The organism is Caproicibacterium sp. XB2 (genome assembly GCF_044880635.1).
GTDB lineage: Bacteria > Bacillota > Clostridia > Oscillospirales > Acutalibacteraceae > Caproicibacterium > Caproicibacterium lactatifermentans.
Genome location: NZ_CP173227.1, coordinates 1,702,589 through 1,723,445, shown reverse-complemented (window position 1 = coordinate 1,723,445; position 20,857 = coordinate 1,702,589). Strand labels below are relative to the sequence as shown.

General features: G+C 54.2%; 16 protein-coding genes. 7 read left to right on the top strand and 9 right to left on the bottom strand.

Annotation, left to right across the window (positions count from 1 at the left end):
• Nucleotides 1-81: 81 nt before the first annotated feature.
• The gene (gene nifJ, locus ACIHKT_RS08635; RefSeq protein WP_236849707.1) at nucleotides 82-3,630 is read right to left on the bottom strand and encodes a pyruvate:ferredoxin (flavodoxin) oxidoreductase; all 3,549 of its coding nucleotides are present in this window, start codon (nucleotides 3,628-3,630) and stop codon (nucleotides 82-84) included.
• Nucleotides 3,631-3,991: 361 nt separating this feature from the next.
• On the opposite strand from nifJ, the gene ACIHKT_RS08630 reads away from it, so the two are divergent.
• Nucleotides 3,992-5,338, top strand: coding sequence for a hemolysin family protein (locus ACIHKT_RS08630; RefSeq protein WP_086036592.1), 1,347 nt, complete (start codon nucleotides 3,992-3,994; stop codon nucleotides 5,336-5,338).
• A gap of 104 nt (nucleotides 5,339-5,442) precedes the next feature.
• On the opposite strand, the gene ACIHKT_RS08625 is transcribed toward ACIHKT_RS08630, so the two are convergent.
• From ACIHKT_RS08625 to ACIHKT_RS08595, 7 genes are all read right to left on the bottom strand, one after another.
• Nucleotides 5,443-5,985: a QueT transporter family protein gene (locus ACIHKT_RS08625; protein ID WP_086036591.1), complete on the bottom strand. Its 543-nt coding sequence runs from the start codon at nucleotides 5,983-5,985 to the stop codon at nucleotides 5,443-5,445.
• Nucleotides 5,986-6,127: 142 nt separating this feature from the next.
• Entirely contained in the window at nucleotides 6,128-7,126 is a 999-nt protein-coding gene (locus tag ACIHKT_RS08620; protein ID WP_157658992.1) for a dipeptidase, read from the bottom strand.
• A 33-nt stretch (nucleotides 7,127-7,159) separates the two neighbouring features.
• Complete coding sequence (locus ACIHKT_RS08615; protein WP_086036589.1) at nucleotides 7,160-7,636, bottom strand: CYTH domain-containing protein; 477 nt, start codon at nucleotides 7,634-7,636, stop codon at nucleotides 7,160-7,162.
• A gap of 165 nt (nucleotides 7,637-7,801) precedes the next feature.
• A complete protein-coding gene (gene gpmI / locus ACIHKT_RS08610) occupies nucleotides 7,802-9,316 on the bottom strand; it encodes a 2,3-bisphosphoglycerate-independent phosphoglycerate mutase (RefSeq protein WP_086036588.1) in 1,515 nt (504 codons plus the stop codon).
• Between the two features lie 51 nt (nucleotides 9,317-9,367).
• Nucleotides 9,368-10,138 carry a triose-phosphate isomerase gene (tpiA, locus tag ACIHKT_RS08605; protein ID WP_174192772.1) on the bottom strand — a complete coding sequence of 257 codons (771 nt, stop codon included), beginning with the start codon at nucleotides 10,136-10,138 and terminating at the stop codon, nucleotides 9,368-9,370.
• Between the two features lie 84 nt (nucleotides 10,139-10,222).
• The gene (locus ACIHKT_RS08600) at nucleotides 10,223-11,419 is read right to left on the bottom strand and encodes a phosphoglycerate kinase (protein WP_086036586.1); all 1,197 of its coding nucleotides are present in this window, start codon (nucleotides 11,417-11,419) and stop codon (nucleotides 10,223-10,225) included.
• 187 nt (nucleotides 11,420-11,606) lie between these two features.
• Entirely contained in the window at nucleotides 11,607-12,107 is a 501-nt protein-coding gene (locus tag ACIHKT_RS08595) for a tRNA (cytidine(34)-2'-O)-methyltransferase (protein WP_086036585.1), read from the bottom strand.
• Nucleotides 12,108-12,339: 232 nt separating this feature from the next.
• Here ACIHKT_RS08595 and ACIHKT_RS08590 point away from each other — a divergent pair, with 232 nt between their 5' ends.
• From ACIHKT_RS08590 to ACIHKT_RS08570, 5 genes are all read left to right on the top strand, one after another.
• Nucleotides 12,340-12,528, top strand: coding sequence for a hypothetical protein (locus ACIHKT_RS08590; RefSeq protein ID WP_086036584.1), 189 nt, complete (start codon nucleotides 12,340-12,342; stop codon nucleotides 12,526-12,528).
• Between the two features lie 164 nt (nucleotides 12,529-12,692).
• The gene (locus tag ACIHKT_RS08585) at nucleotides 12,693-14,246 is read left to right on the top strand and encodes a hypothetical protein (RefSeq protein ID WP_404352322.1); all 1,554 of its coding nucleotides are present in this window, start codon (nucleotides 12,693-12,695) and stop codon (nucleotides 14,244-14,246) included.
• 3 nt (nucleotides 14,247-14,249) lie between these two features.
• Nucleotides 14,250-15,536, top strand: a complete 1,287-nt coding sequence (locus tag ACIHKT_RS08580; protein ID WP_086036582.1) for a hypothetical protein — start codon at nucleotides 14,250-14,252, stop codon at nucleotides 15,534-15,536.
• Between the two features lie 81 nt (nucleotides 15,537-15,617).
• Entirely contained in the window at nucleotides 15,618-16,394 is a 777-nt protein-coding gene (locus tag ACIHKT_RS08575; RefSeq protein WP_174192777.1) for a phosphoenolpyruvate-utilizing N-terminal domain-containing protein, read from the top strand.
• A 26-nt stretch (nucleotides 16,395-16,420) separates the two neighbouring features.
• Nucleotides 16,421-18,124, top strand: coding sequence for a peptide ABC transporter substrate-binding protein (locus ACIHKT_RS08570; RefSeq protein ID WP_174403039.1), 1,704 nt, complete (start codon nucleotides 16,421-16,423; stop codon nucleotides 18,122-18,124).
• 7 nt (nucleotides 18,125-18,131) lie between these two features.
• Here the strand turns inward: ACIHKT_RS08570 and spoIID are convergent, their stop codons facing one another.
• Entirely contained in the window at nucleotides 18,132-19,187 is a 1,056-nt protein-coding gene (spoIID, locus tag ACIHKT_RS08565) for a stage II sporulation protein D (protein ID WP_236849708.1), read from the bottom strand.
• A 288-nt stretch (nucleotides 19,188-19,475) separates the two neighbouring features.
• Between spoIID and ACIHKT_RS08560 the strand changes: the two genes are divergently transcribed.
• The gene (locus tag ACIHKT_RS08560) at nucleotides 19,476-20,849 is read left to right on the top strand and encodes a citrate/2-methylcitrate synthase (protein WP_236849709.1); all 1,374 of its coding nucleotides are present in this window, start codon (nucleotides 19,476-19,478) and stop codon (nucleotides 20,847-20,849) included.
• Nucleotides 20,850-20,857 lie beyond the last annotated feature (8 nt).

Sequence of the window (20,857 nt, the reverse complement as noted above, 5' to 3'; positions counted from 1 at the left end):
CTGCCTATAATTCTCACTTACTTTTTCTGTTGAAACAGCAGAGAAAGGAGGAGAGAACGGCAATTTTCCAAAGCGGGAAAATTACTTGTACAGGTCAATCAGCTTTGTCAGATGATTGTAACGGTCCTCAGCAGCCTTCTGGTTGCGTGCAAACAAATCCTTTGCACGGTCCGGGAATGCACGATTCAGACGGCTGTAACGAGTTTCGTTGGCCAGGAAGTCCTGATACTTGGAAGTATCGCCAGCCTTGGAAGTCAGGGTGAACGGGTTCTTACCCTCTGCCTTCAATGCCGGGTTGAATGTGAACAGATTCCAGTAACCAGCCTGAACAGCCTTCTTCATTTCGTTCTGGCAGTTCATCAGGCCGCCCTTAACACCGTGCAGCTCGCAGGGAGCATAGCCGATAATGAGGGACGGACCCGGATAAGCCTCAGCCTCAGCAATGGCCTTAACAGCCTGTGCCGGGTTAGCACCCAGAGCAATCTGAGCGACATAGATGTAGCCGTAAGTCATGCACATCTCAGACAGGCTCTTCTTCTTCATTTCCTTACCGGAAGCAGCAAACTGGCAAACCTCACCAATGTTGGAAGCCTTGGAAGCCTGTCCGCCGGTGTTGGAATACATTTCAGTATCGAAGACCATGACATTGACATCTTCGCCGGAAGCCAGAACATGGTCCAGTCCGCCGTAGCCGATATCATAGGCCCATCCGTCGCCGCCGAAGATCCAAACGGATTTCTTAGCAATGAACTGTTTTTCTTTCAGGATAGCCTTGGAGTCTTCACAGCCAGCAGCAGCGGCCTTCTCCAGCTCTGCGATGAGGGCCTTTGCAGGTTCGTCGTTTGCCTTTGTGCTGTCCTTAGTATCCATGAACTTCTTGTAAGCAGCCTTCATTTCAGCGGATGCCTTGTCGGATTCAGCGACCTTGGTGATGCGCTTAATGAGGTTCTCACGAACGGTCTTCAGGCCGACTTCAATGCCCAGGCCGTGCTCTGCGTTATCCTCGAACAGGGAGTTAACCCATGCAGGGCCATGGCCGGAATCTTTGTTGACGGTATACGGAGAGATGGAAGCAGTACCACCCCAAATGGAGGAGCAGCCGGTGGCGTTGGAGATGAACATCTTCTCGCCGAACAGCTGTGTGATGAGGCGTGCATAAGAGGTCTCGGCGCAGCCTGCGCAGGAACCGGAGAACTCAAGCAGCGGCTGGTTGAACTGAGAACCAATGACCGTGTTGTCCCCGAACTTGCTCGGCTTCTTGGAGATGTTGGCAACGCAGTAGTCGAAGACTGCCTGCTGGTCGGCCTGGCTTGCCTGAGGCTTCATTGTGATAGCGCCGGTCGGGCAGACAGTGACACATTCGCCGCAGCCCATGCAGTCCAGCGGGGAAACACTCATGACAAACTTGTACTCGTTTGCAGGCTTGTTGTCGCGGCTCTTTGTCTGTGCCGGGGCAGCAGCCAGCTCGTCAGCGGTCAGCTGGAACGGACGGATCGTAGCATGAGAGCAAACAAATGAACACTGGTTGCAGCCAACACACTTAGCAGCATCCCACTCAGGTACGCTGACAGCAGTACCGCGCTTCTCGTAAGCGGAAGCGCCCTGTTCCCATTCGCCGTTTGCATTTGCAACAAAGGCGGAAACCGGCAGAGAGTCGCCGTCCATACGGGCGATAGGCTCCATAATCTCGCGGACCTGCTTGACCAGTTCCGGACGGCCCTTCAAAGCCTTCGGAGCCGGGTCAGCTTCAGGGTTAGACCAAGAAGCTGGAACGTCAACCTTGTGTACAGCGTCAACGCCGGCATCAATAGCCTTCCAGTTCATCTCAACAACATTCTGGCCCTTCTTGCCGTAGGACTTCTGAGCAGCCTGCTTCATGAAATCGACAGCGTCATCAATCGGCATGACGTTAGCCAGCTTGAAGAATGCGGACTGCAGGATGGTGTTGGTGCGCTTGCCCATGCCGATTTCGATAGCTTTATCGATAGCATTGATTGTGTACAGCTGAATGTTGTTGTCAGCAATATACTTCTTTGCTTCGGCGTTCAGATGATGGGCCAGCTCTTCGTCAGACCACTGGCAGTTAATCATGAAGACGCCGCCCGGCTTGACATCCTGTACCATCTTCATGCCCTGGTTGACATAAGACGGGTTATGGCAGGCAACGAAATCAGCCTGGCTGATGTAGTAGGGGCTGTGAATCGGCTTGTCGCCGAAGCGCAGATGGCTGATGGTTACGCCGCCGGTCTTCTTGGAGTCATACTGGAAGTATGCCTGAACATACTTGTCGGTATGATCGCCGATAATCTTGACGGAGTTCTTGTTTGCACCGACAGTACCGTCGCCGCCGAGACCCCAGAACTTGCACTCTTTGGTGCCAGGGGCAGAGGTAATCGGAGCAGGCTTAACTTCCGGCAGAGACAGATGAGTAACATCATCGTTGATGCCAAGAGTGAAGCGCGGACGCGGATTCTCTTTAGCCAGCTCAGTATACACAGCGAATACGGACGACGGCGGTGTGTCCTTACTGCCCAGGCCGTAGCGGCCGCCAGTCAGGACAACGTCGTTCATGCCGGCTTCACGCAGGGTAGTAGCAACATCCAGGTACAGCGGCTCGCCCAAAGCACCGGGCTCCTTGGTGCGGTCAAGTACAGCAATCTTCTTAGCTGTCTTCGGGATAACCTTCAGCAGAGCGGAGGAAACCCAAGGACGATACAGGCGAACCTTGATGATACCGACTTTTTCGCCCTTAGCGGTCAGATAGTCGATGACTTCGTCAGCAACATCGCAGATGGAACCCATAGCAATGATGACGCGGTCAGCGTCCGGTGCGCCGTAGTAGTTGAACAGGTCATAATCGGTGCCCAGTTTTTCGTTAATCTTGCCCATATATTTCTTAACGATAGCAGGCAGAGCGTTATATACAGGGTTGCAGGCCTCACGATGCTGGAAGAAGACATCGCCGTTTTCGTGAGAACCACGCATCTTCGGATGCTCTGGATTCAGCGCTTCCTTACGGAAGTTGTCGATAGCATCCATGTCGCACATATCTTTCAGGTCTTCGTAATCCCACTTGCGAATCTTCTGCTGTTCGTGGGAAGTACGGAAGCCGTCGAAGAAGTTGATGAACGGAACATGGCCTTCGATTGTGGACAGATGTGCAACCGGGGACAGGTCCATAACTTCCTGAACGGAACCTTCAGCCAGCATAGCGCAGCCGGTCTGGCGGCACGCCATAACATCGCTGTGGTCACCGAAGATGTTCAGAGACTGGGCAGCTACGGTACGAGCTGCTACGTCGATGACGCAGGGGAGCTGTTCAGCTGCAATCTTGTACAGGTTCGGAATCATCAGCAGAAGGCCCTGAGAAGCGGTGAACGTAGTGGTGATAGCACCAGCGCCGAGAGAGCCGTGAACGGCACCGGCAGCGCCTGCCTCAGACTCCATCTCCACAACCTTGACCTGGTTGTCGAAGATGTTCTCCCGGCCAGCAGCAGACCACTGGTCAACAGTGTCTGCCATAGGGGAAGATGGGGTAATGGGATAGATGGCGGCTACGTCAGTATAGGCGTATGCTACATGTGCAGCAGCAGTGTTGCCATCCATGGTTTGCTTTTTTCTGGAATCCATGATAAATAATTCCTCCTTTTGGAAATTATCGATTGCCCACTGGAGTACGATAGAGTGGTTTATGTACTTCCAACACAAATTCTAACACGAATTTTGCGCTGTGTAAAGTATAATGGCCAAACTCAAAAAGATTTTTAGCAATATTGTATGTTTCCGCCGCCTGAGGCAGCCCAAATGAAGAAATAGGTGCTACCTTTTTAGCGAAAAAACGCATTCCGGTAGGTTGACAGCACGAGAAGTCATGCTGTAAAATGGAAAAAAGCTGGATGCCGACGTCCTTTGCGGGCGAATCAGCGGCCAATTGATGTACAAACTCTATTATACATTGTTTTTGTCTATAAAGAAAGGGAAATCTGATTTTATGCCTCCTGACCCTGCCGATACTACGGCTTTTCCGTGGAACAGCCTGCTTTTGCTGGCTGTCCTTATCCTAATAAACGCCTTTTTTTCTGCCGCAGAGATTGCGGTGCTTATGCTGAACAAAAGCAAAGTCCGCCGCATGGCGGAGAGCGGTGACCGGAAAGCCGCTGAGCTGGAGAAGCTTACAAAGGACTCAAACCGCTTCCTGGCGACCATTCAGGTCGGCGTGACGCTGGCAGGGTTTCTGTCCAGTGCGGCGGCTTCACAAAGTTTCGGTTCCATGCTGGCCGGTGCGCTCCGCTGGACAGGCCTGCCGCATTCGGCACTGCAGGCAGTAGCCTCGGTGCTGATTACGCTGATTCTCTCCTATTTTTCTTTGGTACTGGGGGAATTGGTGCCGAAACAGCTGGCGATTCACCGCGCGGAAAGCATTGCATTCCGCTTTGCGGGCATCCTTAATGGATTGGCTTCCTTTTTTACGCCGTTGGTCCATCTGCTGACCGCCAGCACAAACCTAGTCCTGCGCCTGTTTGGTATTCGCCCCGACAAAGAGGGACGGGAGGCAGTTACGGAAGAGGAAATTCGCCTGCTGGTAGATGAGGGGGAGGAACACGGCGTCATTGAGGAAACGGAAAAAGATATGATTTCCAATGTACTGGATTTTGATGACAGTCCGGTTTCTGAAATGATGACGCACCGCACGGAAATTGCGGCGGTGGAAGATACAGATACTCTGCAGGACGTGGTGCATCTTTCCATGGACCAGGGGTTTTCCCGTATTCCGGTTTATCATGAGGATTTGGATAACATTCTCGGTTTCCTGTATGTCAAAGATTTGCTTCCGTTTGTGGGGAAGCCGCCACAGCCGGTGCGGCTGACGGACCTGATGCGTCCGGCAGCTTTTGTGCCGGAAACACAGATCTGCAGCCGGCTGTTTCAGCAAATGACCGCACAGCACCGGCAAATTGCCATTATTGTGGATGAGTTCGGCGGCACCGAGGGATTGATTACATTGGAGGACCTGCTGGAATCCATTGTCGGCAATATTCAGGACGAGTACGACCGGGAAGAAGAGGAGGTCGTGCCGGACGGACCAAACCGCTGGTCCGTTGACGGCGCGCTGTTAGTGGAAGACGCGGAGGACATGACCGGCATTTCACTGCCCAAAGGGGACTATGACACGCTGGCCGGTCTGATGGTGGAGCGACTGGGACGCATTCCACAGGCAGAGGAGCACCCCACGGTTCGCTGCGGGAAGCTGTGCCTGACGGCCCTGCGGATTCAGGACCGGCGCATTGTGCGTATCCTGATTACCCGAGAGGCTTCGCCGAAGGAAAGTAATCCGTAAAAAATATACAATACAAAACGGCCGCATTGCCCACAGCATTTCTGTGTGGGCAATGCGGCCGCTTCATGATGAGTTCTAATTGAAAATTTGATATTTTGTGGTTTTTACTGTGCCTGAAAAAGGTGCTGTGTGGCATGGGAACGCTCCAGTACATGGAACAGGAGCAGTCCACCGCCGGTGCACATTACCAATTCCCCAATGCCGACCGTTGCCATGCCGCTGAAAAACAGCGGCAGGCTGAAGTTGGCAAAAGAAAAGTTCGGTCCGGCAAGGCAGGAAATTTCCAGCGCAATGATGGCGGCGTTGCACACAACCGGCATCAGTGAGGCAGCAACAGGCAGGCCTTTCCAGCGGACATTCCGCAGGGCGCGTGTTAGCAGTGCCCCGAAAAGGGTGGCGGCTGTGCCGAATATCCAGTCCACCGGGCCGAGCGGGCTGGAAAGATTGCCGATAAAGCAGCCAACAGCCAGCCCAGGTACAGCGGCGGGCGTTAGGACCGGCAAAATAGTCAGCAGTTCACTGAAACGGAACTGGATGGCCATGGAACCGATGCCCATCGCATTTGCCAAAAAAGTAAGGACAACGTAAAGTGCGGCGATGACGCCTGCCTGTGCAAGGTACAGCACAGGTTTTACTTCTTTCTGCATATTCACATTCCTCCAGTAGGCCGGACACGCAGAGGAAATCCGGCCCTAGTAAATCTTTTAGGTCCGGAACTCACGACGGACCGCTGCCTTTCGGCGGGCAGTACCTATTATAGAAGGAATGTATAAAAAATGCAAATGGCGGTTATTTGCGGTGTGCAGTGCCTTTCAGGGCATCCGTTAATACACGCAGCGCGTTTTTCCAGCAGATTTTTTCCACCTCGTCCGCCGGAAAGTACATGGCCAGCGCGTCGGCGAGCTTTGGCAGACCGGCGCAGTCGCCGAACTCCAGCGTGGAGTCAATGCCGTCAAAGTCCGAGCCGATGGCCAGCGCGTCTATGCCGGCTTTGTCACGGATATAGCGCGCACACTGCACAATGTCGTCAATGCGGGTGTATTTGCCGCTGCGTCCGTTCAAAAATTCCGCGCAGAAGTTGATGCCGCATACCGAGCCGGTTTCGCCAATTATGCGGAGCATATCGTCGGTCAGGTTGCGCGGGTGCTGGCAGAGTGTCCGTGCGCAGGAGTGGGTGGCGGCAAACGGAACGTGCAATTCCTGCGAAAGGGAAGCAACGTCGTAAAAACCACCGTCCGACAGATGAGAAACATCCACTAAAATGCCGAGTTCCTGCATTCTGCGTACTGCCTTTTTGCCGAATGGTTTCAGTCCACGGGCTGTGTCCGCGGGGATAGGGCTGCAGGGGTAGCCAAGGCTGTTTTCATACCACCACGTCAGTGTCATCACCCGCACTCCCTTTTTGTACAGGGAGGCAATCCGCCGCAGGCTGCCATCCAGCAGCACACAGTCCTCTACGCCGAGAATGGCGGACAGCCGCCCTGCCCGGTCATTTTTTAGAATATCTTCACCGGACAGTGCCGGTGCCAGTGTATCGCGGTTTATGCGCAGCTCTTTTTGGTAGCAGGCGTAGATTTGGTCGAACAGGTCCTGCGGACCCAAGGTGATGCCGTCCTCTTTGGCGGTGTCATGGGTGGGCAGAAAGGCGGCAAATACCTGTGCCATGCTGCCGGCGGCTTTCAGACGTTTTAAATCAAGCTGACAGCTGTTCTCTGCCAGCCGTACTTTTCCGCCGGAGCGCGCCACACAGGTGCCCAATGTATCACAGTGTAAGTCGATAAAACGCATAGTCGTTCCCTTCTCCGGCATCAACCGGTCGTTTCAGTCCGCGGCGGGGGCGCGGCGGTCCCAATAATCGGACATGGTCCAGCCGGGTTCCTCGGTTACTTCACGTCCCAGACAGGCTGGCGGTACAAACGCCCGTGCCTCCGCAACGCTGCTGAATTCCACTTCGGCGTACGAAAAAGCGCTGGGCAGGCCAATGTCTACATCGCTGTACTCCAGTATTAAGCCGCCCGGCAGGGAAAAAGCAGTAAAATCCTTTCGGATAAGTGGTTTCGTGAGCAGGCGGGCAAGTGCCTCGTATTTTTCCGCGGGTAAGTCCAGCTCCACTTCTTCCCGCACCAGCGTGCCTTTGCCCTTGATGCACAGCCGATAGGAATCCCCGTCTTTGCTGTGTGTCCGGCGAATACGCACGGCCGGATGGGTGCAGAGATATCCCTGATACTGCGTGACCGTATCCAAAACGGGCAGGCCCACGGGTTTTTGTGTCATCAGCCATTTTCGTTCAATTTCCATTCTATTTCCTCCCTGCGGCGGTTCACAACAATTTATAATTCTATTATGGCACAGGCAGCGAACAGTTGCAAATATTTCCGGCGGTCTATGGAAGCAGTATGAAAAAAGCGCCCGCGAGACACAGGAACTGTCTTTCGCAGGCGCTTAAAAAATACATACGGAAAATCAGCGAATCAGGCTCTTGCCCGTCATTTCGGACGGCTGCTTCAGGCCCATAATCTGCAGCATGGTGGGGGCAATGTCCGCCAGATGGCCGCCCTCCCGCAGCTGGCAGGGATAGCCCACCACGCAGAACGGGACGGGATTGGTCGTGTGTGCGGTAAAGGGCTTGTCATTTTTATCGACCATTTTGTCGGCGTTGCCGTGGTCGGCTGTAATCAGTGCCACACCGCCCATGTCGGCGATGGCATCAGTTACTTTGCCAACACAGTTGTCCACTGTTTCCACAGCTTTTACTGCCGCACCGAACACGCCGGTGTGGCCAACCATGTCGCAGTTCGCAAAGTTGAGGATAATCATGTCATATTTGCCGGAATGAATGGCATCCACCAGTTTTGTGGTGACTTCCGGTGCGCTCATTTCCGGCTGCATATCATAAGTAGCAACCTTCGGTGACTTAACAAGAATGCGGTCCTCACCGGCATATGGCTGTTCCACACCGCCGTTAAAGAAGAATGTGACGTGTGCGTATTTTTCCGTTTCCGCAATGCGCAGCTGTTTCATGCCAAGGTTGGAGATATACTCACCCAGGGTGTTTGTCAGCTTTTCCGGCGGGAACGCAACGGTCACATTCGGCATTTGGGCATCATACTGCGCCATGGTGACAAAAGTGACGGGGAAGCATCCGTTCCGGCGTGCGAAGCCGTTGAATTCCGGGTCCACAAAGGCACGGGTAATCTGACGGGCACGGTCAGGACGGAAGTTTGCGAAGATGATGGAATCGTTCGGCCGGACCAGACCTTCACTGCGGACAACGGTCGGCAGGACGAATTCATCGGTTGTGTCTTTGTCATAGGAATTCTGTACGGCTTCCTCTGCGGAAGCGGCAGTTTTGCCTTCCCCAAGGACAATGACGTTGTAGGCTTTTTCCAGGCGGTCCCAGTTTTTGTCACGGTCCATGGCATAATACCGGCCGGAAACGGTGGCAATTTCGCCGACACCGATTTTTTTAAGCTCTGCCTCACATTGTTGGACAAACCCCTTGCCGGACTTCGGCGGCTCGTCACGGCCGTCCAGAAAAGCGTGCAGATAAACTTTCTGCAGGCCGGCGCGCTTGGCAAGTTCCACCAGCGCAAGGATATGCGTCAGGTGGCTGTGTACGCCGCCGGTGGACAGCAGGCCGAAAATGTGCAGGGCGCTGTTATTCTTTTTGCAGTTATCCACTGCTTTTTGGAACGCGGGATTGCTGTAGAAGCTGCCGTCGCTGATAGCTTTGCTGATACGGGTAAGCTCCTGGTATACAATGCGGCCGGCACCGATGTTGGTGTGGCCGACTTCGCTGTTGCCCATCTGGCCATCCGGCAGGCCAACGTCCAGCCCGGAGGCACCAATCTGTGTATGCGGATTTTCCGCAAACAGACGGTCAAGATTAGGCTTTTTGGCGGCGGCAATGGCGTTGCCCTCTGGGGGCGCAATGCCGAAACCATCCATAATGATTAAAATAGTAGGCTTTTTTGCCATTCTATCAATACCCCTTTAAATCAGTCAGAAAAATTTATCTTCCAGAAACGTTCAGCCTTCGCTGGCAGCTTTGACAATTGCGGCGAAATCCTGCGGCTTCAGAGAAGCGCCGCCAATCAGTCCACCGTCCACGTCTGGCTGTGCCAGCAGGTCAGCGGCATTGCCGGGCTTCATGGAACCGCCGTACTGAACAGTCAGGGCATCGGCAGCCTTCTGGTCATACAGGGAGGCAACCGTTGCGCGGATTGTGTGGCAGACTTCGTTTGCCTGTTCGCTGGTTGCGGTTTTGCCGGTGCCGATGGCCCAGATAGGCTCATAGGCGATGATGATGTGAGCAAGCTCGTCCTTTGTTACGCCGTCCAGCGCGATTTTTGTCTGCATGGCGACCAGTTCGCTGGTGACACCCTGCTCACGCTGCTGCAGGCTTTCGCCGACGCACAGGATTACGCGCAGGCCGGCGTCCAGTGCGGCGCGGATGCGCTTGTTGACGGTTTCGTTGGTTTCGCCGAAATACTGGCGGCGCTCGCTATGGCCGATGATGACATATTCCACACCCATAGAAGCAAGCATTTCTGCGGAAATTTCGCCGGTGAAGGCACCGCTTTTTTCCCAGTGGCAGTTTTCTGCGCCGACGCCGATATTGGAACCTTTGGCCGCTTCCAGAACGACAGGCAGGTCCACATAAGGTACGCAGCACACAACACCGCAGGCTGCGTCCTTGACCAGCGGCTTAATGCCGTTGATGAGTTCTTTTGCCTCTGCGGGCGTTTTGTTCATTTTCCAGTTGCCAGCGATGACCGCCTTGCGAATTGCTTTATTCATGGTTTACAGTCTCCTTTTATTAAAAATGAGCATTTTTGCAAAAAAGGCGGGGCGAAAGGCCCCGCCCAGGTTTTACCGGCAGATTCAGTCTTTATCATTCAGGCAGGCAATGCCTGGAAGGACTTTTCCTTCCAGGAACTCCAGGGAAGCACCGCCGCCGGTGGAGATATGTGTCATCTTGTCCGCAAAGCCGAGGTTTTCCACAGCGGCTGCGGAATCGCCGCCGCCAATGATGGACACGGCATTACTGTTGGCGACTGCCTGTGCAACGGCAACAGTGCCGCCGGCAAAAGCCTTCCATTCGGAAACGCCCATCGGGCCGTTCCACACAACCGTGCCGGCATCTTTAATAGCACCGGCAAACAGCTCGCGTGTCTTGGGGCCGATGTCCAGACCCATCCAGCCTTCCGGAATCTTGTCGGACGGAACGACCTTATGGTCTGCGTCAGCCGCATATTTGTCGGCAGCCACGTTGTCCACAGGAATGAGGAACTTTACATTTTTCTCTTTTGCCTTGGCCATAATATCCTTAGCAACATCAATTTTGTCCGGTTCACACTTGGAGTCACCAATACTGTAGCCCAGCGCGTTCATAAAGGTATAAGCCATGGCGCCGCCGATAATCAAGGTGTCTACCTTGTCCAGCAGGTTTGTAATAACGCCGATTTTGTCAGAAACCTTTGCGCCGCCCAAAATGGCAACGAACGGGCGCTTCGGGTCCTGCAGGGCTTTGCCCATGACAGTGATTTCTTTTTGAATCAGGAAACCGCACACAGCAGGCAGATAGCTGGCAACGCCGGCAGTGGATGCGTGCGCACGATGTGCGGTGCCAAAGGCATCGTTCACATAAACGTCCGCAAGGCTGGCCAGCTGCTTAGCAAATGCCGGGTCGTTCTGTTCCTCTTCCTTATGAAAGCGGACATTCTCCAGCAGTTCCACTTCGCCGTCTTTCAGGGAAGCAGCGATGCGCTTGGCATCCTCACCGATGACGTCCTTTGCCATCTGGACCGGCTGGCCCAGCTTCTGGGAAAGGCATTTGGCGACCGGCACCAGAGAGTATTTCATGTTGAACTCGCCTTTCGGCCGGCCCAAATGCGAACACAGAATCACCTTTGCGTGGTGTTCAATAAGGTATTTGATGGTAGGAAGCGCACCGTCAATGCGCTTTGTATCACTGATATTTCCTGCATCGTCAAACGGGACGTTAAAGTCACAGCGGACCAGGACCCGTTTGCCTGCAACGTCGATATCTTCGACGGTTTTTTTGTTCAGGTAATTCATGGGTAACACTCCTTTTATCGTATTTTGGTATCTCATGGCTTCTTTCATACTTCTTTTTTCATACAAATAAAAAATGGGATACCGAAAACATAACTATAATGTATGGCAATTATACAACACTGGCAGGTGTATTTCAAGAATTTCACAGTGGTCGTACCATTATGTGGGGACTGAGTTGCAGAAGTGCCTACCAATGCAGCCGATGCAGCTGCCCCCGACACAGAAGCTCCGGGTATTTCCACTGGCGCAGGACCTCATAGGCACCGACAGCAGCACTGTTGGAAAGGTTTAGGCTGCGGGCGTCGGGGTGGTTGAGCATGGGAATGCGTACACAGCTTTCCGGGTTGGCTTTCAGCAGTTCTTCCGGAAGGCCAGCGCTTTCCTTGCCAAAAACGAGATAGCATTTTTCGGGGTAGCGGATATCCGAATGAATCTGACGTGCTTTCGTGGAAAAATAATAAAAAGGACCTTCATTTTTTGCAAAAAAATCTTCCAAACTCTGATAATATGACACGTCCAGCAGGTGCCAGTAGTCAAGACCGGCACGTTTCAGATAGCGGTCATCTGTACGAAAACCCAGCGGCCCCACCAAATGCAGCCGAGCGCCGGTGAGGGCGCAGGTGCGGGAGATATTCCCGGTATTCTGCGGGATTTCCGGTTCGACCAGAACAATATTCAGCTGATACAAAAAAAGTGACCTCCGTTTCTTTTTACGATAAACAGATAAAAATAGAAAAAGGCGCAAAGAATAAGGCAGGATGCACTGCTTCATCATACAGCAGGCAGCACCAGTGTGCAAGCTGCCAGGGTTATACAGCCTTCACAGGATTTGTACACGATAAATGACACGAGAAAGGGGATACTGGAAGATGGGGCTTGTTATAATAGCTTCCGCAATCCTGACGGGGAGGTTGATTCGTATGTTTAAAAGCACAGCGGGCGTGTTCCGCGGCATCGGCTGGGGCATTGCACTGGGTGCCGCTGCCACATTGGTGACTGAAAAAGCACTGGCAAACAATCACCGGCTACGCCGCAAAGCGCGCCGTGCCGCCCATGCTGTAACCGGTCTAATGGATGACGTAGGACACATGGTCAGCACAAAAATGTAACTGTGTCCGCCGCCGTGAGGCAGATGTTTTTTGCCGCGCGGCGGTTTTTTATGTACATTGCACACATAGAATAGACAAAAAAGGAAAAAGACTTGCATACCAGATGTGAATTTTTTATAATAAAATAAATAAGGAAAGGACCTTTTTAGAAAGAAGGGAACATTTTGGGTGAGAGGGTATTCTATGCCATCACCAGCAGGAGCCTGCAGGAAGATGACCGCAGGCTCCTGGCACAGGTGCGCCGGACGTATTTTGAGGAGAATGGCGCATGGCAGCAGGGGCGGGTGGATTCTGATACATTCGGTATGGATGATACGGCCAGATACCGTATGACACGCCACAGCATGAAGTGGGAGCTGACCGCCGGCGGGCAGGTGCTGCAGCGAGCGGTGCCTACCGAAAACGGAGGGTATGCGATTCTTACACGTGATGAAGCCGGCGACTTGCGCGAAAAGGCAGATTTTGACCGGGACCATCGCTGGGTGCGCTCTTCCTTTTTCCACGGGAATCCCAAACGGCCGGAGTTGCTGCTTGAGCCGGAAAAGGGGGACACAATGCTGTGCCTGCGGTATGATGACCGGCTGCATAAATACCGCCGCAGCTACCTTGTTGCCTGTCTGGCAGAGCAGACGGACAGCGACCGCGTTCAGATGGACAGTGAGGCCGGTGCGCCGGACATTTTGGCGGATACCAGCGACGGTATGCTTTATTACTGTACCCCGGAGGAGCGGAATGCCCGCCAGGCCGCCGCGGACAAGCATGGTGAATCCGGTCCGTCAGAATGGAACGCCGCCCCGGAAGCCCCTATTGATTTTCAGTTTATCCGCAACGAGCATGTACTGGATGACACCACAGCGCCACAGCTCGATTTGGAAGTGGAGAGCGAGGACGGCCCGCTCCTGTTGGAAATGGCTGATGCCGCACCGCCGGCGCTGGAGGACTGCATTATCGATACGCAGGTGCCGGACGAACCCGCGGTCATAGAAGAGGATGTTGTGCCGGTGCCAGTGGTATTTCGGCCGCCGGCACAGCCGGAACCTGCCCCGGCCGCACCGGAACCGGAGCTTGCGGACAGCCTGCGTCCGGCCAGACGGATTGTAGTGAGCAATAAGGAAATTTATTTGTATTTTGGCCCGCTGAGGGACGGCCGCCGGCAGGGACAGGGACGCACCCAAATGCAGAATGGCCATACTGCATACGAGGGTGGCTTTTCCGGGGACAAACGAGAGGGCTTCGGTACTTACTATTATAAATCCGGCCACCTGTGCTATGCGGGAAACTGGCATCAAAATCAGCGCAGCGGCCTGGGTGTCAGCTTCAGTGCGCGGGACGGTTCGCTGTTTGTAGGCAGTTGGGAAAACAATACACCGACTGGACGCGGTGCAGCCTTTAATCGGGACGGCAGTTTGTCCTATTACGGGATGTGGCTGGACGGCCTGCGGGACGGCCGCGGCATAGAATACTACGGCGGCAGTGTCCTGTACGAGGGACAGTGGCGGCAGGACTGTTATAACGGTCACGGGTGTCTGCATTTAAGCGGCGGCGGTACGCTGACAGGCACATTCCGAGATGGCTTCGCTAACGGTCCTTGTGAGGAACATGCGGCGGACGGAAAAACGGTGCGCACCGGCGTTTGGCAAAATGGGCACTTTGTCAGCGGTGTTTCTTACCGGGACGGTAAACCGGCGGAGATTGTTATAAGGGAGGACGACGTGTAAACCATGGCATGGGTGGATATACATAATGTAGGCTGCGGCGAATGCATTGTTTTGAACAGTGGGCAGAATATGTTGATGACCGACTGCGGCAGCCTCAATACCTGCCTGTCCTCCGGGCAAAATTTTAAGGAATATGTACAGCAGAGCCTGACGGAGCGTTACAGCGGCGTGCCGTACCGGGCTTTTTTGCTTTCTCATTTTCACAGGGACCACGTCTGCGGGCTGTGGGATATTTTGTCCTGCCAGCCGGACTATTTTTCGGAAATCTACTTGCCCTGTTCCCCCTGTGATGAACGCGGACTGCCGCTTTTGCTGGAATTTGCGCTGTTCGCCTATGCCTTTCTGCCGCGGCAGGGGTACTGCGGACAGGTGAGCACCAGCGCGCTGAAAGCGTTTTCCCGTGCCCTGCGCCGGACAGAACAAGGATGTGTCTATGCGCTGGGACAAGGGGACACCTTTGTCTGCGGGTCTGTTACCTATGAGTGCCTGTGGCCTCCACGGGAAAATTTTCCGTTTGATGATGACTTTGTCCGCATTGTAGAACAGCTGCATCGGGCGGTCATGGACCCGGATCAGCCGGGGGGGAACCTGCTGCAGAATTTTTTGGATGATTTTTATGAATTTTGCAATCAGTATTTGGAATTCTGCAAAGAGATTCCCGTCAGCCAAAATGCGGCGGAACGGGCGCAGATAGTGCTGGACCGTATCTCTGCACAGGTGCCGCATCTAGCCATGCTGCCTGCCGCAGAGGAAGTGTGTAATATCTTAGAAAGCCGCACGGCACGGGATTCCTACAGCCGGCAGACCAACGCGGCTTCCCTGCTTTTTCAGAACGTGCGGGAAGGAAAAGATTCGACGGACGATGTGCTTTTTACCGGTGACGCTACACCAGAAACCATGGAGGAAGTGGAACCGCTGCTGTATCGCGATTATTACCTGCTGAAGGTACCGCATCATGGTTTGCCCGGCGCACTGTCACCGGTGCTGACAGCGATTTCAGCGGAGCATATTGTCGTTTCCGGCGGTGAAGTGCCGGGCAGCGGGGCGCGTCCCGCTGTGGAATGGGCCGCTGCTCCCGGCATGAAGCACTGCACGGCACCCGTGTGTTCCTTTTTGTCGCAGGAGAGCAGCGGCTGCTGCCGCACGGCGGTGTGTCCCACTACGGGCAGGCTGGCACTGCGCTGTCCCGGAAACCGCGGCGGGGACCCGCCCTGCGGCATACGTGTGTTGGGCAGCGCCGGCAGGGGATGTATCTGTGACCTTTCGGCACGAGAGCAGCGATTTTGGTAGCGGCCACTTTTTACAAATAAACTTGTAAATTCTGCATAAAACAGTTAAAATGTGAAGTACAGCGAAAGGCAGGTGAGCAGCGTGCGCATTTTGCAGGGAACAGCCGCTTCCAGCGGCATTGCCATAGGTCCGGCCTTTGTCGCGGAAAAAATCAGTCCACACCTGGACCGGCAGCCGGTGCGGAAGCCCGTGCAGGAACTGAAACGCATGGAAACAGCCTTTGCGGCTGCCAAACAGGAGATTGAACAGATTTGTGAAAAAGCCTGCAAAGGCATCGGCGAAGAAGAATCCATGATTTTTCAGGTACACATTATGATGCTGGAAGATGAAACCTTCCGGCAGGAGATTATGGACCGCATTCTATATGACCATACCAGCGCTGAATATGCCGTATGGCGGTCCGGCCGCAAAATGTACGATATGTTTTCCCATTTGGACAGCGAATATATGCGTGCCCGTGCAGAAGATATGGCCGACATTAGCCGCCGCCTGATGCGCTGCTTGGACCAGCCAGGAGAACCGGAGCCGCCGGCGTACCTGTGCACGCCGGTTATCCTCTGTCTGTCACAGGCGGTGCCTAGTGAGATTGCTCAGACCAACCGCAGCGAAATTCTCGGCTTTATTACCCAGTACGGCAGTACCACTGCCCACAGCGCCATCCTTGCCAGAGGAATGCACAAACCGGCTGTACTGGGGTTGAACGACGCTTTCGACGAGCTTCACACCGGCGCGGAGGTGATTGTGGACGGCTGCAACGGCCGTGTCATTTTGGAACCAACGGCGCAGGTGCGCTGCCGCTATGCCAGCCTGCAGCAAACCGGCGGGCAGACGGAACAAAAGCAAAAACAGGAAACGTGAGTCCTGTTGTCTGGAGGAACTGATTCATGAATTGCAAAATATCAGCTGTTCTGCTGGTGGCCGCTTTGCTGACTGGAACACTGACCGCCTGCACAGGTGCAGGCATACAGTCTTCATCTGTGGTGTCCCGGCAGAGCGCGTCGTCAGCGGGAACAGCTTCTGCGGCGCAGGTATCCCCTGCACCGTCCAGCAGACAGTCGGCAGTCCGTATCAGCATTGGTCCAGAGCCGGAGTCCCTTGACCCAGCGCTGAGCAGTACAGAGGATACGGATGCCTACTGCGCCGCCGCTTTTGAGGGCCTGTATAAAGTGAATGCCGCAGGAAAGACTGTACTGGGTCAGGCACAAAAGGCCGTTGTTTCTGCGGACAAGAAAGTGTGGACTTTTACGCTTCGCAGCGATGCCCGCTGGTCAGACGGCACAGCGGTAAAGGCACAGGACTTTGTATATGCCTGGCGGCGAAATATTCAGCTTGCAGATGCACAGCAGAAGGAACTGTTTGCCTACCTTAAAAACGGGGAGGAGATTTTGTCCGGCAGCAATACGGATGTTTCCTCGCTGGGGGCGGAGGCACTAGATGACCAGACACTGCGTGTCACCCTGGCGTCACCGTGTGAACTCCTGCCGCAGATGCTTATGCGGCCTGTCTTTATGCCGCTGCGCAGCGATATAGTTGCTTCGCACAACAGTTGGGACCACAGCCCAGATACGTTTATCTGCAACGGCCCAATGAAAATGACACAGTGGAACGTGAAAACAAATATCATCTATGCCCGCAGCAGCACCTATTATGATGTTTCACAGGTGAATGTTTCCATACTGACCTGTATGCTGTCGGAAGATGATGAGACACGACTTTCTTCCTATGACAACAACGAAACCTCTTACATTTCGTCGCTGCCGGTCAAGTATTACACCCGAATCCGTGAACGCGGCGATATGAGTACATCCGCCGCGGGAACAGAATGCCTGCAGTTTAACACAAAAGTGGACGCCCTTTCGGACGCACAGGTGCGAAAAGCCCTGTCGCTTGCCATTGACCGCGATACACTGGCGGTGGCCGCTACGGGAATGCATTTTACGCCCGCCGCGGCGTTTGTGCCGACCGGTTTTGTGGATGCGGGCGGAAAAAATGACTTCCGCACCGTGGGCGGTTCCTGCTACAAAGTTTCCGCAGACGATTACAGCGCCAATGTAACCAGTGCCCGAACACTGTTGGAACAGGCAGGCTATGCGGGCGGAAAAAATTTCCCGCAGCTGACCATTACCGTACCGATTTCTTCGCTGGACAGTGCTGCTGCCAATGCCATTGCCCAGATGTGGAAAACACAGCTCGGCATTTCCTGTACGGTTTCCGTACAGCCTCGCAAAACATATCAGCAAAACTGCCGCAAGGGAAACGTACAGATGACGATCAGCCGTGTAACGCCTGCCTATGAGGACCCATCGGCGTATCTGGAAAACTTTGTTTCTGACGGCTTCGGCAGCATGACCGGCTGGAAGGATAATACGTTCCAGGCACAGATGACCAGTGCCCGCCGCAGCGCAGCCGGCAGCACACAGCGTTACAGTGCCCTGCACGCGGCGGAAAAGCGGCTGGCGGAAGAAGCTCCGGCAGTGGCCCTGTTCTATATGCCGTCCCTCAGTTTGCGGGATTCCCGACTGAACGGCATCTTTACCACACAGAGCGGTGTCACGTATTTTGTGTATGCCCGCCTCTTTACAGACTGATGTTCCTTTACAGCTTGCCGAGGGTGGAACCGGGGTAGTACCATGAAAGAATTTGCTGATAAGTGCTGCCCTGCTTTGCCATGGAAACGGCGCCGGTCTGGCTCATACCGACATCATGCCCGTAGCCCTTTACCGTGAACGTAAAGCAGCCGTTTGCGAAAGCAATGGAAAAATTCGCGGAGCGCAGATCAAATGCGGTGCGGGCGTCGGTGCCCTTTACGGATTTTCCGCCCAATGTCAGGGAGGAGACCATACCGGAAGCTGTGCGCTGTATGCTGCCCACCCAGTGGGACGCATCACCGCTCAGCGTACAGCCAAGGGTGCTGGCTGCTGCTTGAAACTGCGAAGCAGAAAGAACCTTTGTGGACAGATAACCGGATGCGTATATGTCGCCGGGACTGGCTACCGGCAGCAGACAGGGATATTCTTTCCCCCAGACCGCGGCGGCGTTTTCCGTGCAGCCGCTGCTGATGGCATAATAGGTTGCGTTGACGAGGGCGCTTCCGCTGCGCAGTACCTGCCCGTAAACGCTGTCCACCGCAGCGGACAAGTTGGCACTGTATTTGGCGCTGTCCTCTTTCCAGCGCTGCCTGCGCTGTGCTTCTGTTTCGTAGATATTCCATTTGCCGGTTTCACAGGAAAAGTCGGCGCCCTGCAGCGCGGGGTCTGGTTGTTTCTGATGCAGCTGACGCAGGCGGGAATAATAGGTATAGGCGGCTACCGTCTGTGCCTTCAGCGCTTCCTGCGGACTGTCGGGGCTCATTTCCGCCGCGACTGTGCCGCGCAGAAATTCCGGTTCCGCTACGGATAAAACTTTTCCGCTGGTTTTGTCGTAGATGCGAAAGACGCGGCTGCCTTTTTGGGTGGCCGCCGCCGAAGATACCGCTTTTTTTACCTGCGGCGCGGCAGAGGCTGGTTTTGGCTGGGAAGAAGCCGCAGCTGAGGAAGCAGACGGATGTGTCCGTTTCCTGGCGGCGGTGCTTTTTGCCTGTATGCTTAGACAGGGCAGCACCAGAAGCAGAACAAAAAACAAAATGAGCAGGGATATATTCCCTTTTTTCAATAAAATCCACTCCCTTGCATTTGGTTCGTCCGGATTTTTTGCAGAACGGCGGCAGTACATTTTACAATGTAAATACAAAAATTATGCATCATTCTTTCGCCAAAATGCGGCAGAAGGGGCACTGCTCCCTGCAAAATGCAGGAAAAAATGCATGGATATGCAGGCTTCCCCTTTGAATCGCTTGACTTTAAAGTACTGCTGCTGTAAAATTTAACTTTGAGAATATGTAAGAATATGCGGAAATACAGACACAGCATGTCTTGTAGAGGCCAAAAGAGGGGGATTACTTTGGAAAAACAGACAGACAGCAAGGGGTTCGTTTCCAAAGAGCTGCAGGATTTATGCAATGAAGTACGCAGAAGCAACCGCATTCCGTCGGAGGATTTTACCGCATACGGCGTGAAACGCGGGCTGCGCAATCCAGACGGAACCGGTGTGCTGGCGGGGCTCACCAAAATCAGCAACGTGCATGGCTATCTGATTAACGATAATATACGTGTTCCGGACCAAGGCGTGCTGACATACCGTGGCATTGACGTGTCCGAGATTGTGGAGGGCTGCCGTAAGGCAGACCGTTTCGGCTATGAGGAGGTTGTGTGGCTGCTGCTGTTTGGTCAGCTGCCTGCCCAGGCACAGCTGAATAAACTGCATCAGGTGCTCGGCTATTACCGGGAACTGCCGGAAAATTTTGCGGAGGACATGATTTTAAAAGCGCCGTCCCGCAATATTATGAATAAGCTGGCGCGTTCCGTGCTGGCACTTTATTCCTATGACGACAATCCAGACGACTCGTCGCTGGAAAATAACATTCGGCAGTCCCTGCAGCTGATTGCGCAGCTGCCTGCCATTATGACCTACGCCTATCAGGTGAAGCGCCGCCGCTTTGACAAACAGAGTATGTTCTTCCACCCGGTGGACCCCACCCAGTCGGTTGCGGAGTCTATTTTGGATGCGATTCGGCCGGACCGAAAGTTTACCCATGATGAAGCGCATCTGCTGGACCTTTGCATGATGCTGCACGCGGAGCACAGCGGCGGCAACAACTCCACCTTTGCAGTGCGTGTGCTGTCCTCGTCCGGCACAGATATTTACTCGGCCATTGCCGCGGGCATTGGCTCCTTGAAAGGCCCCAAGCACGGCGGCGCAAACCACCGTGTCATGATGATGATGAACGACCTGATGGAACATGTGGACGACTGGGGCAGCGAGCGCCAGGTGTATGATTATCTTGTAAAAATCGTAAATAAAGAAGTTGGGGACCATTCCGGTCTGATTTATGGAATGGGGCACGCTGTATACACCTTGTCTGACCCGCGTGCGGTCATGCTGAAGCGGGAAGCGGAAAAGCTGGCGCCGCAGCACGAGGGAATGCAGGCGAAGTTTGAACTGTTTGAGCTGGTGGAAAAGCTGGCACCGAAAGTTTTTGAAGAGGTGCACGGTGACACTAAGACCATCAGCGCGAATGTGGACTTTTACTCCGGGCTGGTCTATGAGATGCTGAATATCCCGCCGGACCTGTATACGCCGTTGTTTGCGGTGTCCCGTATGCCGGGCTGGTGTGCGCACCGCATAGAAGAGATTGAAACCGCCCGCCGCATTATGCGTCCGGCGTATCTGTCCCTGTCGCGGCGCAGGCCATATGTCCCCATTGAGGAACGATAAGCGATAGG

What these genes read in the sequence shown, in the direction of transcription:
- nifJ (WP_236849707.1), bottom strand. Translation starts at nt 3,630, where the DNA reads ATGGATTCCAGAAAAAAGCAAACCATGGATGGCAACACTGCTGCTGCA.
- ACIHKT_RS08630 (WP_086036592.1), top strand. Translation starts at nt 3,992, where the DNA reads ATGCCTCCTGACCCTGCCGATACTACGGCTTTTCCGTGGAACAGCCTG.
- ACIHKT_RS08625 (WP_086036591.1), bottom strand. Translation starts at nt 5,985, where the DNA reads ATGCAGAAAGAAGTAAAACCTGTGCTGTACCTTGCACAGGCAGGCGTC.
- ACIHKT_RS08620 (WP_157658992.1), bottom strand. Translation starts at nt 7,126, where the DNA reads ATGCGTTTTATCGACTTACACTGTGATACATTGGGCACCTGTGTGGCG.
- ACIHKT_RS08615 (WP_086036589.1), bottom strand. Translation starts at nt 7,636, where the DNA reads ATGGAAATTGAACGAAAATGGCTGATGACACAAAAACCCGTGGGCCTG.
- gpmI (WP_086036588.1), bottom strand. Translation starts at nt 9,316, where the DNA reads ATGGCAAAAAAGCCTACTATTTTAATCATTATGGATGGTTTCGGCATT.
- tpiA (WP_174192772.1), bottom strand. Translation starts at nt 10,138, where the DNA reads ATGAATAAAGCAATTCGCAAGGCGGTCATCGCTGGCAACTGGAAAATG.
- ACIHKT_RS08600 (WP_086036586.1), bottom strand. Translation starts at nt 11,419, where the DNA reads ATGAATTACCTGAACAAAAAAACCGTCGAAGATATCGACGTTGCAGGC.
- ACIHKT_RS08590 (WP_086036584.1), top strand. Translation starts at nt 12,340, where the DNA reads ATGTTTAAAAGCACAGCGGGCGTGTTCCGCGGCATCGGCTGGGGCATT.
- ACIHKT_RS08580 (WP_086036582.1), top strand. Translation starts at nt 14,250, where the DNA reads ATGGCATGGGTGGATATACATAATGTAGGCTGCGGCGAATGCATTGTT.
- ACIHKT_RS08570 (WP_174403039.1), top strand. Translation starts at nt 16,421, where the DNA reads ATGAATTGCAAAATATCAGCTGTTCTGCTGGTGGCCGCTTTGCTGACT.